This window comes from Bradyrhizobium sp. GW821-FHT13H06, from assembly GCF_058803975.1.
In genome coordinates, this window is record NZ_JBXAPN010000006.1 from 174,994 (window position 1) to 190,130 (window position 15,137).

At 64.7% G+C, this 15,137-nt stretch carries 12 protein-coding genes, 1 tRNA gene and 1 pseudogene; 4 read left to right on the forward strand and 10 right to left on the reverse strand.

Annotated features, from left to right (window positions below; genetic code table 11):
- Nucleotides 1-2 precede the first annotated feature (2 nt).
- The 4 genes from AC1RQP_RS24730 to chpT all read right to left on the reverse strand — a co-directional run bounded on the left by AC1RQP_RS24730 (nucleotide 3) and on the right by chpT (nucleotide 4,582).
- A complete protein-coding gene (locus AC1RQP_RS24730; protein ID WP_007600538.1) occupies nucleotides 3-368 on the reverse strand; it encodes a response regulator in 366 nt (121 codons plus the stop codon).
- Nucleotides 369-440: 72 nt separating this feature from the next.
- Nucleotides 441-914 (reverse strand): chemotaxis protein CheW, encoded by a 474-nt coding sequence (locus AC1RQP_RS24735; protein ID WP_239620020.1) that lies wholly within the window; start codon nucleotides 912-914, stop codon nucleotides 441-443.
- A gap of 24 nt (nucleotides 915-938) precedes the next feature.
- Nucleotides 939-3,731, reverse strand: coding sequence for a hybrid sensor histidine kinase/response regulator (locus tag AC1RQP_RS24740; protein ID WP_492938888.1), 2,793 nt, complete (start codon nucleotides 3,729-3,731; stop codon nucleotides 939-941).
- A 197-nt stretch (nucleotides 3,732-3,928) separates the two neighbouring features.
- Entirely contained in the window at nucleotides 3,929-4,582 is a 654-nt protein-coding gene (chpT, locus tag AC1RQP_RS24745) for a histidine phosphotransferase ChpT (protein ID WP_239621564.1), read from the reverse strand.
- A gap of 178 nt (nucleotides 4,583-4,760) precedes the next feature.
- Here chpT and AC1RQP_RS24750 point away from each other — a divergent pair, with 178 nt between their 5' ends.
- Nucleotides 4,761-5,591 carry a 3'(2'),5'-bisphosphate nucleotidase CysQ family protein gene (locus tag AC1RQP_RS24750; RefSeq protein WP_492938890.1) on the forward strand — a complete coding sequence of 277 codons (831 nt, stop codon included), beginning with the start codon at nucleotides 4,761-4,763 and terminating at the stop codon, nucleotides 5,589-5,591.
- On the opposite strand, the gene AC1RQP_RS24755 is transcribed toward AC1RQP_RS24750, so the two are convergent.
- Entirely contained in the window at nucleotides 5,585-6,070 is a 486-nt protein-coding gene (locus AC1RQP_RS24755; protein ID WP_492938892.1) for a YHS domain-containing (seleno)protein, read from the reverse strand. The genes AC1RQP_RS24750 and AC1RQP_RS24755 overlap by 7 nt on opposite strands.
- A gap of 138 nt (nucleotides 6,071-6,208) precedes the next feature.
- Here AC1RQP_RS24755 and AC1RQP_RS24760 point away from each other — a divergent pair, with 138 nt between their 5' ends.
- The 3 genes from AC1RQP_RS24760 to AC1RQP_RS24770 all read left to right on the forward strand — a co-directional run bounded on the left by AC1RQP_RS24760 (nucleotide 6,209) and on the right by AC1RQP_RS24770 (nucleotide 8,481).
- Entirely contained in the window at nucleotides 6,209-6,814 is a 606-nt protein-coding gene (locus AC1RQP_RS24760) for a DUF1134 domain-containing protein (RefSeq protein ID WP_035679986.1), read from the forward strand.
- Between the two features lie 119 nt (nucleotides 6,815-6,933).
- Complete coding sequence (locus AC1RQP_RS24765) at nucleotides 6,934-8,247, forward strand: hypothetical protein (protein ID WP_492938894.1); 1,314 nt, start codon at nucleotides 6,934-6,936, stop codon at nucleotides 8,245-8,247.
- A 159-nt stretch (nucleotides 8,248-8,406) separates the two neighbouring features.
- A tRNA-Val gene (locus tag AC1RQP_RS24770) sits at nucleotides 8,407-8,481 on the forward strand.
- Between the two features lie 284 nt (nucleotides 8,482-8,765).
- On the opposite strand, the gene AC1RQP_RS24775 is transcribed toward AC1RQP_RS24770, so the two are convergent.
- The 5 genes and pseudogenes from AC1RQP_RS24775 to AC1RQP_RS24795 form a co-directional block, all read right to left on the reverse strand.
- A complete protein-coding gene (locus AC1RQP_RS24775) occupies nucleotides 8,766-10,070 on the reverse strand; it encodes an HlyD family type I secretion periplasmic adaptor subunit (RefSeq protein WP_239621560.1) in 1,305 nt (434 codons plus the stop codon).
- Nucleotides 10,067-11,830: a type I secretion system permease/ATPase gene (locus AC1RQP_RS24780; protein WP_492938896.1), complete on the reverse strand. Its 1,764-nt coding sequence runs from the start codon at nucleotides 11,828-11,830 to the stop codon at nucleotides 10,067-10,069. The genes AC1RQP_RS24775 and AC1RQP_RS24780 overlap by 4 nt, the downstream gene beginning before the upstream one ends.
- Before the next feature lie 184 nt (nucleotides 11,831-12,014).
- Nucleotides 12,015-13,487: a PhoX family protein gene (locus AC1RQP_RS24785; RefSeq protein WP_492939285.1), complete on the reverse strand. Its 1,473-nt coding sequence runs from the start codon at nucleotides 13,485-13,487 to the stop codon at nucleotides 12,015-12,017.
- Between the two features lie 183 nt (nucleotides 13,488-13,670).
- Nucleotides 13,671-13,970: pseudogene (locus AC1RQP_RS24790) on the reverse strand (calcium-binding protein); the annotation flags it as partial.
- A gap of 383 nt (nucleotides 13,971-14,353) precedes the next feature.
- Nucleotides 14,354-15,031, reverse strand: a complete 678-nt coding sequence (locus AC1RQP_RS24795) for a hypothetical protein (protein WP_239621559.1) — start codon at nucleotides 15,029-15,031, stop codon at nucleotides 14,354-14,356.
- Nucleotides 15,032-15,137 lie beyond the last annotated feature (106 nt).

A 15,137-nucleotide genomic window follows, 5' to 3' on the forward strand; every position in this document is an offset into this window, starting at 1 on the left:
GCTCAGATAAGGCCGACTTCCTGGAATTTCGCCGTCACGATGTCCTTGTCGAACGGCTTCATGATGTACTCGTTGGCGCCGGCATGCAGCGCGCGCGCGATATGAGCGACGTCGTTCTCGGTGGTGCAGAACACGACCTTGGGCTGGTCGCCGCCGGGCATGCGCCTGAGATGGCCGAGGAACTCATAGCCGTCCATCACGGGCATGTTCCAGTCGAGCAGCACCGCATCGGGCAAGCCGCGCTTGCAGGCCTCCAGCGCCTTCTCACCGTCCTCGGCTTCGAGGATCTGGAAGTCGAGGCCCTCCAGGATCCGCCGCGCAACCTTGCGGATGACGCTGGAATCATCAACGACGAGACAAGTGCGCATGTGAACCTCTGCTTCCTCCCCTTTTGCGGGGGCACTTCCAATTGCAAGTCCGTCGGCGACGATGCCGCCGTATCAGGCCGCCATCATTTCGGGTGCGAGCTCGAGGACGCGATCGACGTCGAGGACGACCATGAGCTGGCCGTCGAGGCGGTGGACGCCGCCGGCGAGCTTGGCCATGCGGGGGTCGAGGTTGACGGGGTTCTCCTCCATGCCGGCCTCGGGCAGGCGCAGCACCTCGCCGATCTGGTCGATCAGCAGGCCATAGGATTCGCCGCGCAGGTCGACGCCGACCGCCATCGGCACCTTGCCGTCCTCGGCCTTGGGTAGGCCGAGACGGGCGCGCATGTCGACCACGGTGACGATGCGGCCGCGCAGGTTCAACACGCCTGCGATCTCGCGCGAGGACAGCGGAACGCGGGTGACGCGCTCGGGCATGAACACGTCCTGGACGCGGGAGATCGGCAGGCCGAACAGCTGGCCGCCGATCATCGCGGTGACGTATTCGACCATGGCGCCTTCGCTGGACTGGGTCTTGTTGCTGGCCATAAGCCTATCTCCTGATCCCCTGGGTTACGCCGCGGCCCGGCTCAGCTCGGAAGCGCCGGCGGCGCCCGCGGTCTGTTCCTTCAGCGCCGCGATCAGGCCGGGACGGTCGAACTTGGCGACATAGTCGTGGAAGCCGGCCTGACGGCCGCGCTCGATCGCCGCCGGCGACACCAGCGCCGACAGGCCGATGATCGGCGTCGCGGCGAGGTTGTTGTCGGATCGGATCACTTCGGCGAACTCGAACCCGTTCATGTCGGGCATCTCGATGTCGGTCAGCACCACGTCGAAGCTCTGGGCGCGGAGCGCAGCTAAGCCCTCCTGCGCGGTCGGCGCGGTGCGGACGCGGTAGCCGGCGGCCTTGAGCACCGGAGCCAGCATGTTGCGGAAGAAGGCCGAATCGTCGACCAGCAGCACCGACTGCGAGTGCATCGACGGCTTCATCTCCTTGCGGGTGAACCAGTCGGAGAACGCCATCGGCAGGAAGTGGCCGACGTCGATCACCTCGGTGGCCTGACCCTTGATCACGGCCGAGCCCAGGATGCCCGAACTTGAACCGCCGACCTCGATGTTGAGCCGTTCCTCGACGATGTCGATGATCTCGTCGACGACGAGGCCCATGGAGCGGCCGTCGTCGGCGAACACCAGGATCGGCTGGACGCCCTGGCTGGCAATGGTGACGCCTTCCATGGCCACCAGCGGCATCAGCTGCTCGCGGTACTGCACCATGTAGCGGCCGTTGCTGAACTCGATCTTGTCGGCCGGCAGCTCTTCCAGGCGGGTGACGAGCCCGAGCGGGACCGCCTTGGGCTGGGACGAGCCGGCGCGGAACACCAGCAGCGAGGTGGTCTGCTCGCCCGATCCGATGTGATGGCCGGCCGCGTCCTCGCCCATGTCATGGGCCGAGGAGCCGGCGGCGCCGAGCGCCTTCGCAATGCCGTTGGGATCGATGATCATGATCACCGCGCCATCGCCCAGAATGGTGTTGCCGGAGAACATGTCGATGTGGCGCAGCTTGGTCGACATCGGCTTGACCACGATCTCCTCGGTGTGGAACACGCCGTCGACCACGATGCCGAAGGTCTGGCTGCCGACCTGGGTCACCACGATGAAGCCGTTCTCGGGATCCGAGGCCGCGCCGTCGTCGATCTTCAAGAGCTTCTTCAAGTGGATCAGCGGCAGCAGCTTGTTGCGGAGCCGAAGAACCGCGGTGTCCTTGATGCGCTCGATGCGGTGCTCGGAGTTGGCGCGGGCGCGCACCAGCTCGACCACCGAGAGCTGCGGGATGGCGAAGCGGTCGCCGGCGGCTTCCACGATCAGCGCCGAGACGATGGCGAGCGTCAGCGGGATCTTGATGGTGACGCTCGAGCCCTCGCCGGCCACGCTCTTGATGTCGATGGTGCCGCCGATCTGGTCGATATTGGTGCGCACCACGTCCATGCCGACGCCGCGTCCCGACACCGAGGTGATGGCGGCCGCGGTCGAGAAGCCCGGCGCGAAGATGAACTTGTGGATCTGGGCTTCGCTCATCTTCTCGAGCTCGGCCTCGGTGACGAGACCCGAGGAGATCGCCTTGGCCTTGATCTTCTCGGTGTTGAGGCCGCGGCCGTTGTCGGCGATGCAGATGATGATGTGGCCGCCCTCGTGATAGGCGGACAGGCGAATGGTGCCCTGCTCGCCCTTGCCGGCAGCCAGCCGCTCGGCGGGGGTCTCGAGGCCATGATCGGCGGAGTTGCGCACCATGTGGGTGAGCGGGTCCTTGATCAGATCGAGCACCTGGCGGTCGAGCTCGGTGTCGGCGCCGTGCATCTCCAGCTCGATCTGCTTGCCGAGTTCGCTCGAGAGGTCGCGGACGATGCGGGGCAGCTTCTGCCAGGCATTGCCGATCGGCTGCATGCGCGTCTTCATGACGCCTTCCTGCAGCTCGGCGGTGACGTTGGAGAGGCGCTGCAGCGGCACCTTGAACTCGGTGTCCTCGTTGCGCCTCGAGATCTCCAGCAGCTGGTTGCGGGTCAAGACCAGCTCGGAGACCATGGTCATCAGGTGCTCCAGCGTATCCACGTTGACGCGGATCGACTGGTTGGCGATGCGGTCGCCCTCGGAGGCGCCCTCGTCGGCCGTCGACTTCTTCGGGGCGGCCTTCTCCCTGGCGGGCTTTGCTTCCGCGACAGGCGCTTCGGGGGCGGGCTCAGGCTTTGCTTCGGACTTGGCTTCGGATTTGGCAACGGGCGCGGGCACCGGCGCCTCGATCGCGGTCTCGCGGAAGGCGCGCTCGAGCTCGTCGAGCGAGACCTCGCCGGGACGCAACGGGCGCTCCAGCGTCTGCTCGATCAGCATGCCCGTGGTCAGCTCCTTGGCCGGCGCAGTCGCAGCGGCAACCGGCGCCTCCGGCGCCAGCGGCGGGGATTCGGCGACAGGCGCTGAACCGGCCGCCATCGCCGCCATGCCCTGCTCCACCATCGCTTCCAGCTTGTCGATGAGGTCGCGGTCGTTGCCCTCCGGCTCGGCTTCGGTCGCCTCCAGGCCCGCCAGGATCTCCTTGATGCGGTCGATCGAGGACAGGATCACCGTCACCGCCTGCCCGGTCACCGGCATGCCGTCACGGAACTTGCCCATCAAGGTCTCGCCGGCATGCGCCAGCGCTTCCAGCCGCGGCAGCCCGAGGAAGCCGCAGGTGCCCTTGATGGTGTGGACCAGGCGGAAGATGTTATCCAGGATCTTGGCGTTGTTCGGCTCCTGCTCGAACTTCACCAGCTGATTGTCCACGGTGTCCAGGCTCTCGCTGGTCTCCGTCAGAAACTCCCGCAACAGATCATCCATGAAAACAGGCCTTCATACAGGAAGGGCGCGCACGAGGCGTGATGCGCCATTTCGGAATGGGACCAGCTTCACCGCAAAGCGTTTAATATTGGTTGAGTATGTGCAAAAGAACGGGACCAACAAAGAGATAAGGCGCCCCGGACAAGCCGAGGCGCCTCGTGAAGATTCGATTAAGAAGCCGGGCGCGACGCGTACGTTTACGAAGCGGAAACGATGATGGCTTCGCCTTCCGGCTTGAGCGTCACCGTGAGCCCGCAGGCCTGCGCGAGCAGCCGCGTATAATAAGGCTGGATCGCATGCGCATCCGCGGCGGGGCCACGCTCGCCGCTCAGGAGCTCGGCGATGTTCTGCGGCAAACGCGCATTGTGTCCGGTCGCAGTGATGCGAAAGCTCATCGTCTCGCCCTCGCCGATCGGGTCGATCGTCAGCATGCCGCCGCGCGGGATCGTATGCTGGGCGACGACCAGCATGTTGAGCAGCAGCTTGACGCGATTCTTCGGCAGCAGCAGCCGCGGCAAATTCCAGGTGATCGCGCACTTGCCGTCCTCGATGTGGCCGCGCGCCATGGTCTGGGCATCGCCGAGATCGATCTGCGCGCCGGAGGAGCCGGCGGCGCCGAAGGCAAGGCGGCAGAACTGGAGCCGGGCCGAGGCGGTCTTGGCGCTCTTGCGAATCAGATCGAGCGCGAACTCGCGGTCTTCGGGCTTGGGATCGTCGTCGAGCACTTCGAGCCCGTTGACGATGGCACCGACGGGGCTGATGAGATCGTGGCAGACCCGCGAGCACAGGAGCGCTGCGAGTTCGAGCATATCGGGAGCGGTAACGGGCGCGGGCGACGAGGCGTCAGACATATAAAGGGGTCCTGGAGGGTTCCTGGAATTGCACGGCGCTGGAGCCGCGAATCACGCATGCTTGACGGATGCTGTAGGTTCTAACATTCGCAAGCCCGCGGCAGCTAGCTTGCGATCGGCTCGGGGAGGCCATAAAGCGAATCAGTGGACGGGGAACGGAATTGCCGATGAATGAGGCATGCAGGTGATGCGGATCATCGACGGGGCGGCCGCATTCGGCCTGATGGAGCCGCTGACCGCGCTGGTGGTGAGGGCGGGCCAGGCGATCCTTGCCGTCGACCGCGCCGCCATGCGGATCGAAGGCAAGCAGGATGGCTCGCCGGTGACCGAGGCCGACCTTGCCGCCGACCGCATCATCGCCGATGGCCTCGCGCAGCTCGCGGGCGACGTTCCGACGCTGTCGGAAGAGCGGGCCCAGCTCGCCTCCCCGCCGTTTCAGGGCAGCTTCTTCCTGATCGATCCGCTCGACGGTACCAAGGAGTTCGTCGCCGGCCGCGACGAGTTCACCGTCAACCTCGCCCTCGTGACAGCGGGCGAGCCGCTGCTCGGCATCGTCAGCGCGCCCGCGCTCGGCCTGCTCTGGCGCGGCATCGTCGGCCGCGGCGCCGAGCGGATGAAGGTCGACGGCGCAACTATCGGGGCGGCCGAGCCGATCCACACCCGCAAGCTGCCGACGGGAGGGGAGCCCTGGATCGCGGCGGTGAGCCGCTCGCATGGCGATCCCAAGAGCGAGGCGTTCATCGACAACAGGCCCAATGCCGTCCGACGCACGATCGGCTCAGCCGTGAAATTCGGCCGGATCGCGGAAGGCAGCGCCGACATCTATCCCCGCTTCGGGCCGACCTCGGAGTGGGATGTCGGGGCCGGCTGCGCGGTCGTGACCGCGGCCGGCGGCAGGGTGACCGACGGCAAGGGCGGTGCACTCCGCTTCGGCCAACGCAGCGACACCGGCTTCATCGTCCCGGAGTTCATCGCCTGGGGCGATCCGCAGGCGGTAGGCTGCTACTGACCGAGCTGTTCCTGAAGCGCCGGCCAGCGCTTGCCCACCTCATAGAGGAAGCGCTCGGGATTGGCGATGAAGGCGTCGCGATTGGCTTCCCGGCTGAACAGATAGAGCCGCTGCGCCACGACCGCGAAGAAATAGGGATTACCGGCGACGGTGACGCCGCGGGCGATGTCGGCCGGGTCATAGCCGCCGAATTGCGGTCCGTAGATCTCGGGGTGGGCCAGGAAAGAGGCGCGGTTGCCCTCGTTCCGGAAGCGCCAGACAGCGCCCCAGAGATTCGCCTCGAACTCCGCCCTGCCCTGCTCGGCCGCGCCCGTGACGAAATAAGCGACGGGGTCGAAGCCCTCGATGGCGACGCCGGAGAAGCGGTTGACGACGATCCGCTCGGTGGTGGCGGTCCATGCTGGCGCCCCCGAGCAGATGATCCAAATGCCGGCCAACAGGCAGACGCGGAGGCCGATCAAGGCAATTCCGGGGCGCAAAGGGCTATCTTCCTGCCGTTGTGCCGTCATAGTTGCTGCGGATAACATCCGAGTCGAGGGGACATCCGGCGCAACCTAGAGCCGTGCCTGTTGGCGTCAGGTTAAGGAAGCGACCGGATTCGGTACCAGGGGTTCTTTATGACTTTCGCATCACGCCTTGCTGCGCTCGCGCTTGCCGCGATGGTCGGCTGGATCGTGCCGGCTTCCGCCCAGCAGGCGCCGCCGCCCGACCTGCCGCCGCCGCAGCGGACCCCGACGCCCAGCACCTATGGGCCGGACGAACTCGTCACGGCCGGCCACCGATTCTTCGGCAACGTCTCGCGCGGGCTCGCCTCGATCATCGAGAAGGCGGTCAGCCAATGGGGCCTGCCCAACGGCTACATCCTGGGTGAGGAAGGCTCCGGCGCTTTCGTCGCCGGCCTGCGCTACGGTGAAGGCACGCTCTACACCAAGAATGCCGGCGACCTCAGAGTCTACTGGCAGGGCCCCTCGCTCGGCTTCGACTGGGGCGGCGACGGCGCCCGCACCATGACGCTGGTCTACAACCTGCCCGCCACCAACGCGATCTACCAGCGCTTCGGCGGCATCGACGGCTCGGCCTATATCATCGGCGGCTTCGGCATGACGGCGCTCACCGCCAACAACATCGTGCTGGTGCCGATCCGCTCCGGCCTCGGCCTGCGGCTGGGCGCCAATATCGGCTATCTCAAATTCACCCCGCGGGCGACCTGGAACCCGTTCTAGGTCCTCTCCCTCCCATCCACCCAGGGATCAAGGTTAACGACAGGCCAGGGCTGGCTTTTTGCCGGCCCCGCATGCATTGTCGTTGGTAAATTTTTCCTTAGCTCTGGGAGTTCTGGCCCATGGTCGAACCGATCATGTACCTGGCGATCGGTTTCCTGCTTTCGATGCTGTGCGGGCTCGCGATCGTGCCGCTGGTGCATAACCGCGCCGTGCGCCTGACCACGCGCCGGCTCGAGGCCGCCACCCCGCTGTCGATGGCCGAGATCCAGGCCGACAAGGACCAGCTCCGCGCCGAATTCGCCATGTCGGCGCGGCGGCTCGAGATGAGCGTCGATCAGCTCAAGAACAAGACCACGAGCCAGCTCGCCGAGCTCGGCAAGAAGAGCGACGCCATCAACCGCATGAAGATCGAGCTCGGCGAGAAGAACGCCACGATCTTCGCGCTGGAGGCGCGCGAGAGGGCGGTGAAGGAGCAGCTGCGCGCCACGGAGGAGGAATTCAACGCCAAGACCGAAGCCTTGCGCGCCGCCGAAATTGCGCTGGCCGACAAGCAGGCCGAGCTCGCCAAGATCAACTCCGAACTGTCCGACCGCTCGATGATGGCGGAGAGCCGCCAGGTCGAGCTCATCGCGGTGCGCGCGCAGATCGAGGAATTGAAGAGCCGCGTCGGCGATGCCGAGAAGGAATTTGCCGCCACGCAGGCGCGCCTGGCGCAGGAACGGACCGAATCCGAGACGGCCTCGCGCCAGCTCAGCGAGGCCCGCGGCCGCGTCGAGAATCTGAGCCAGCGCGTCACCGAGCTCGATCGCCAGCTCATCGTGCAGGTCAAGGAAGCCGAGATGCTGTCCGGCCGCGTCGCCGACCTCGAGGGACGCCTCGCCACGCAAGGCAAGCTGCTCGCCGAGCGCGACTACGAGAACAACCAGCTGCGCCAGGCCAATGAGAGCAACGAGCACACCATCAAGGAGCTGCGCGTCGAGATCGCCGCCTTGAGCGGCGGCAAGTCGTCGGCTGCAATGGAGTCGCTGCGCGCCGAGAAAGCCGCGCTGGAGGAGCAGCTGCGCACCGCACGCGACGAGCGCGCCAAGCTTCAGCGCGACATCAACGCGATCCAGCAGCAGGCGGAGAGCTCCTGGGCCACCGAGCGCATGGAGAACGCGCTCCTGCGCGAGCGCATCAACGACATCGCGGCGGAAGTCGCAAAACTCGCGATGCAGCTCGAAGGCCCGAACTCGCCGATCGAGGCCCTGCTCGCGGCCGAGGCCGGCCAGCCGGCGAAGCCGGCACCGCGCCCGGCCAACGACGCCAAGACCAACGACGCCAAGACGGGCGGCGCTCCCGCGGCCCGCCTGCCCGAAGGCGGCGGAACGCTCGCCGAGCGCATCCGTGCGCTCCAGTCCCATGCCTCCCGCGCCCGCCAGCAGGGCGCGTAACGGGCCCAGAATCAGACTTCCGTTGCGGATTGCGCGATCGAGGCAAGGTTTTCCGCGCCCGCGGCGCCTGAAAACTTGACACCTTCGGCCCGCACTTCTAAATCGCGGGCTCCGATGTACCGGCCGGCCGAAAGTTGCGGCCGCCTGCATGATGGTCCCGGGCGCATAGCTCAGCGGGAGAGCGTTCCCTTCACACGGGAGAGGTCCAAGGTTCGATCCCTTGTGCGCCCACCATCCATCTTCCTGCCACCCTGCAGTATCGAACGATCCCGGACAGTTGACGGGCTCAGTTTGCGCTTGCCGAGAGCGTTCCTGCAAAAAGTCGAAAAACAACCCCATGCACAGTAGGCGGCACCAGCCGGATCAATGGGTTACGCCTTTTCCGAATTCGAATTTGACTTGTCGGGCAAAACAGGGGCAGGATGGCATGATCAGGGGAGAGGGTCACCGGGCGGTCGATCGTGCCTGAACGGGCCACTCGCCTGCAGACCTAGCGGGCCAATTTGCATCGCTCAGCATCAACGCTCGCGGAACGCCCGGGCAACCTGGTCCAGGAGGGGTTTTGTGAAATACGACAAGATGCTGCGATCGTAGGTCTTGGCAAAGACTTCCGCCGGCATGCCGGGCACGAGCTTGACATTGCCGAGTCGCGCCAGCTCCTCGGGCAATATCGAGACACGGATGGTGTAGAAGTTCTGGCCGGTGCGTTGATCCGGCATCACGTCGGCGGAGATGCGGCTGACCTTCCCCTCGATCTCCGGCGTGGTGCGCTGGTTGAAGGCAGAGAACCGCAGGCTTGCCGATTGACCGACGTAGAGCTGGTCGATGTCGGCCGGAGAAACCTTGGCTTCCACCATCAACAGGTCGGCTTCCGGCACGATCAGCATGACGGGGTCGGCCGGGCTTACCACGCCGCCCACCGTATGGACGTTGAGTTGATGAACCACGCCGGCTTGCGGAGCGCGTATGTCAACCCGCTTCAGTTGATCTTCGGCCGTCACCTTGCGCTCGACGAATTCGCCAATCTTGCCGTCGATCTCGCGCAATTCCTTGGCAACTTCGCTGCTGAGGTCCTGGTCGATCTGCAGGATCTGCAGCTCGATTTCGGTGACCTTGCCCCGGACCTGGGCCGTGGAGGCGATCGACTGCGCCAGCTCGCCCTTGAGCCGCGCGGCTTCGCGCTCCAGGAGGGTGAGACGGTTTATCTGGACGAGATTCTTCTCCCAGAGCCCACGCACTCCGGTCAGCTCACGCTGAATCAATTCGATCTCTTCCGCCTTGGCCTGCTGCAAGGCAGCATAGCCGCGGATCTCATCCTCGAGCTGCGCGATTCGCTGGCGAAGCTGGGACTTCTGGCCGCGACGCGCGGTGGCGCGCAACTCGAACAGCTTACGTTCGCTGCCAAGCGCAACAGCGAATTCCGCAGAAGCGTTATCCAGCAGCTCCTGCGGAACGACGAGATGGTCGGCACCGTCCCGCTCGCTGGCAAGACGAGCCTTGCGGGCGCGCATCTCGTCCAATCCCTTCGTATAGATGGCGAGGCCGGCACGCAGGGCGGTTTCGTCGAGCCGCACCAATGTCTCACCGGCGCGGACATGGTCGCCTTCGCGAACCATCAGCTCGCCGACGATCCCGCCGGTGAGGTGCTGGACTTTCTTGACATTGGAGTCGACGACCACCGATCCAGCGGCGGTGACCGCTCCCGACAGCTCGGTTGTCGCGGCCCAGCCGCCGATGCCGCCGGTCAACCCTGCCGCCAGAATGATTCCGGCAAGCAGATGATGACGCATGCTGCGATCTTCGCCGTGTATCGCGGTGGTCATGTGGATGCGGCCGATTGAGGGACAACGACCTTGAATGGCGCGGCCGGCGGCCCGGCTTCCCGCCTCGCCAGCAGCGACTGCACTTCTTCCTTGGGCCCGAAGGCCTGCTGCCGGCCATGGAACATCGTCATCACAAAGTCCACGGCAGCCAGCGCGCTGGAGCGATGTGCGACGATGACGACGACACCGCCTCGGGCCCGAACGGCGAGAATTGCGCGCGTCAGCGCCTCTTCGCCCTCGATATCCAGGTTGGAATTTGGTTCGTCGAGCACGACCAGGAAAGGATCTCCATACAGCGCCCGCGCGAGCGCCACGCGCTGTCTCTGGCCCGCCGACAATAGTGCGCCCTGTTCGCCGATCTGGGTGTTGTACCCATCGGGCAGGCTGACGATGAGCTGGTGGATGCCGGCGGCATTGGCAGCGGCAAGGATCTGCTCCATCGAAGCATCAGGAGCAAACCGTGCGATGTTCTCGGCGATGGTACCCTCGAACAATTCGACGTCCTGAGGCAGGTACCCGATATGATTTCCCAGTGCGTCAGGCGACCATTGCTCGAGCGATGCGCCGTCGAGCCGGACAACGCCGCGTGATGGCCGCCATGCGCCGACCAGGGCGCGCACCAACGAGGATTTTCCCGAGCCGCTGGCGCCGACGATGCCGAGCCCGCTGCCTGCCTTCAGATGAAAGCTGACATCGGCAACAAGGAGCTTTTCCGATCCAGGAGCCGGGACGGACAACTTGTCCACGACGAGGAGCCGTTCCGGCGGCCGCAAAGGCAGCTTGTCGGCTGACGCCGGCAACGCCGACATGAGCCCGGTGAGGCGCTGCCAGCTTTGGGCAGCTGCGATGAAGTTCTTCCAGTTGCCGATCGTGACGTCGACGGGCGCAAGTGCGCGACCCGTCAGGATAGAACTGGCAATGATGATTCCGCCGGATGCTTCCTGTCGTATGACGAGATAGGCCCCGACTCCGAGCACGGCCGATTGCAGCATCATGCGCAGTATCCGTCCCGTGACGCCGAAACCTCCCGAGATATCGTTGGCGACCCTTTGCTGCCTGCGATGAGCATCGCCCAGCTTGCGCCATCGCTCCAGAAACCGGGACGACATCGACATTGCGATCAAGACTTCCGGGTTGCGACGACTGGCTTCCGCAAGGCGATTGCGTGCGGCGGCATAGCTCGACGCCTTTCGGACGGATTGCCGCGACAGTCGATCGGTGACCAGCGTCAACATCACCAGCACGAGTGCACCGCCGAGCGCCGTCACGCCAATCAGCGGATGGAAAGCAAAGCAGATGGCGAGGTAGAACGGCAACCAAGGCAGATCGAACAGGGCTGGCAAGCCGGGGCCCGACATCACCGATCGAACGGTGTCGACGTCGCGAACCGGCTGCAGCCCGTCTCCGCCGCCGCGTGTGCGCAGCGGAAGGCGAACCACCAGATCGTAGATGCGGTCACTGATGCGCCAGTCGATCTGGTTCCCGATGCGAACCAGCATACGGCCGCGAACCACTTCCAATGTACCCTGAAAGACGAACAGCAGGGCCGCAATGATCGTCAGGCCCGCCAGCGTGGATACGCTTCGGCCAGGCAGCACGCGATCATACACCTCCAGCATGTAGAGGGAGCCGGTCAGGCTGAGGATATTGATCAATCCGCTGAACGCTGCAATGCCCGCAAGGGCCGTGCGGCACGATCGAACGGCGGCACGCAGTTCCGATCCTGCATCCGTGGAAGGGCCTGCTTGCGTAGCCAACATCACACGCAATTACTCCGCGGCTTACGATGAGGTGATTGTCCCGAACCGATCGCCCTTCACCGAAGAAGCGATAAAACTGCTCCTAACTGTCGATGATTCATGACAGCCGTTTGACAATGACAGAGGTGCCGGCCGGGGAGCCGACACCTCCGCATTGAGCAACATCCTCGTCGGGCGACTGGCGTCAGACGAGATATTGGTGGATCAGTTGCAGCTGGCCGCCTTCGACGAGCTCCCCTCCCACGTTGAGGTGAGACTGGGTGTCGATCAGGTAGACGTTTTCCCCGGCGCTCCCGAGGATGTGCGAGACGTCGATGACGCCCGATGCCTCTTCGTCCTGGGTCTGGAAGTTCGCAGCTCCCGTAACGAAACGGCTCGGATCGTGCTCGGCAAGCTGTGTGAGCGAGTCGGTCGCAGGATCGTATTGCCAGACCTTGCCGAGGTGGGCGTTGTTGCCGACGTCCTCGGACAGAATGAGCTTGCCGTGCGAATCGACGGCAATGTTGTCGAGCATCTTCTGACCTTCGCTGCCGTTGAGCAGCAGCTTGATGGTGCCGCCGAGCTCGGGGTGCGACGCGTCGGTGAAGTCCAGCGCCCAGAGCTGGCTCGGTGCGTTGAACGCATTCGTCGACACGAAGTAGAAGCGGTTCGGGTTGAGTGTATCCCATGCGCCGTCCTCCGGCCGCAGGAAGCTCGTTACGCCCGCAGTCTCGCTGTCCGCGTCGATTTGCGCGCCGGTCTTGCCGCTGACGTCGCCGAGATCGATCATGGTGAAGGCGGACTTCTCGTCGGTACCCAGCGCACTGGTGCTGCTCGGCGCATTGTTCGCGGAACCTTCGAACTCGCCGACGTGAATTCCGAGCAGATGGCCTCCGGTCAGACCGGCCTTTTCGACGACATTTCCGGTCGCCTGCTTGGTGCCGGAATAGAAGTAGACCTGGCCGTTCTGGCCGTCATCCATCATGGCGACGACGGTCTTGTCCCCGGTATGCGCATTGGCGACCACGTTCTCGTAGGCCATGTTGCCGAGCCAGGCCAGCTCGTAGCTGTTACCGTCCTGGGAGCCGCCGACGACGTGAGCGAAGGCCCGTCCCTCGACGCCCCCCTCTTCACCGGTGAGATACAGCCTGCCGTCGAAGCCGAGACCCGTCTGCGCATTGTAGAACGCGCCGGAATCGGCCAGGTCTGCCGAACAGAACCGGTTGAACGTCACCGGGCTGTTGCCGGCGTTGTGGTCGACATAGGTGCCGCCCTCGTACATCCAGACGTCATGGATGAGGTCCTTGCCCGAGACGACCTGCAGCGTCGTCTTGTCAATGACCCACTCCGACACGAACGAGCCGGTGCCGCCATGCGCCCGGGCAATTCCGGCCGTTCCGGGAAGCTCATGGTTCATCAGGACGGTGAAGGTGCCGTCGCCGTTGTCGAACGCGCCGAGGCCGTCGGGAATGCCGGCCATCTTGTAGCCGTTCACGCTGTCGCCGGTCGTCAGCAGCGACTCGGTATAGACGTGCGAATTGCTGCTGAGCAGGTAGGGCGTCTGTGAGCTCGAGGTGCCCGTCACCTCGTTGGAAAGAATGAACTGCTCGGCGTGAAGATCGGATATGCGGGCATGCTCGATGATCAGCGTATCGCCATGGCCGAGATTGATCTGCACGTGATGACCGACCTGGCGCGCGGAATTGATCAGCGTCTGAAAGGACGGAATGTTGAAGTCGCGAACGTCGATGCGATCGCCCGCTTCAAGCCGCTCGATCGTGTCCACGCCCATGCCCTTGCGGAGCAGGAACTTGTCGTTGCCGTCGTCGCCGCTCAGATGATCCCGGCCTGCGCCGCCAAGGAGCAGATCCCGGCCGCGGCCGCCATGCAGGCCGTCATTGCCATCGCCGCCGATCAGGGCGTCATTGCCGCTTTCGCCGAACAGCGCATCGTTTCCCTTGCCGCCGTCGATCCAGTCATTGCCGCGGCCGCCGAAGACGATGTCATTGCCGAGGCCGGCGACGACGGTATCATTGCCGCCGAAGCCAAGGATGATGTCGCTGTGGTTCGACCCTGGAATGGCGTCGTCTCCGTTGGTCCCGAACTTGATCTTTTTGAACGGACCGACGTGGCGATGATCGTCGTGGTGATTGTGCGACATGCTTGCTCCCTGGCTGTTTGGCTTGGTACTGGCACGAACGCTCCGTTAACCAACGGCTGTGACGTTGACACGACATTGATATGAATGGGCCATGCCTGCATTTGGCTCGAATGGACGATTCGGCGACCGGTCAGAGCACGGGTTTGCCCAGGCCGACGCCGAGGCCGCACAAGCGCAGTGGCGCAATGTCGCCGGTCAACTCCGCCCCAAGCCGCCCACGCCCGCAGGCTTGCGCGACGAGGCCGAAACCGATGCACGCGGCTCTTTGGCCTGCCGGCATGCGGCCGTCGGCGGGGCACGCACCGCGAGGACTGGGTTGCTTCGCTTCCGCCGTCGCTCGTCGAGCTATGGCGGACGGGCCGCTCGCAATGCCGGAGCAAGCCTCAAGCGGCCCTTGCCGGCCGCCAGGCCGCGTAGAGACCGACGAGGGTGCCGATGGCGACCAGCGCTGCCGCCAGCAATACCTGCAATCGCCCGTCATCGGTGGGACCTACGGACGACACAAGTCGGGTCACGATGACGAACAGCACGCCCACGGAGGCTGCAGCACCCAGGCAAAGGTGGGCGAGCTCTCGCGTCAGGTTTCCGCCGAGAAGTCCGAGTGCCGTGAAATACATCGAGCAGGCGTTGGGATGAACGAACAAGGCGACGCGCGCGTAGGGACCGTAGGCGTGAAGAAGGGACTCGCATCGACGCAGCGCCGCTCTTGAGGCAACCCGCTGCAAAAGCGGCCTGAAAAAACGAGCCTGTCCGTAACTCAGAACGGCACCGACCATGATCGCCAGCCACGCCACGGTAAAAACGGAGAGATCCGCGGACTTCGGATTGAGCGCCACCGACATCAGGATGAGGGCGGTCCCGGGAAAATAGCCGAAATACGGAAAGATCGACTCCAGGAGCACGCAGACGAACATGAAGACCAGAAACCATGTTGAACCGGTCGCACCCTGAACGATGGCGTTCAAGTCGAAGAGGTTCGTCCTGTACAGGACGAGGTACATGCACATGGCCAGTCCAGCCAGCGCGTAAAACGGCAACGCTCCCGCCAGAAACCGTCTCATCCAGCCATCGCGCCCTGTCTGGCGGACACAGCGGAGACCATCGGTATCAACAGAAGACCACCGAAACGTCTCGCAGGCCGAATTCCGGCACGGCTGCCGGGGCTCT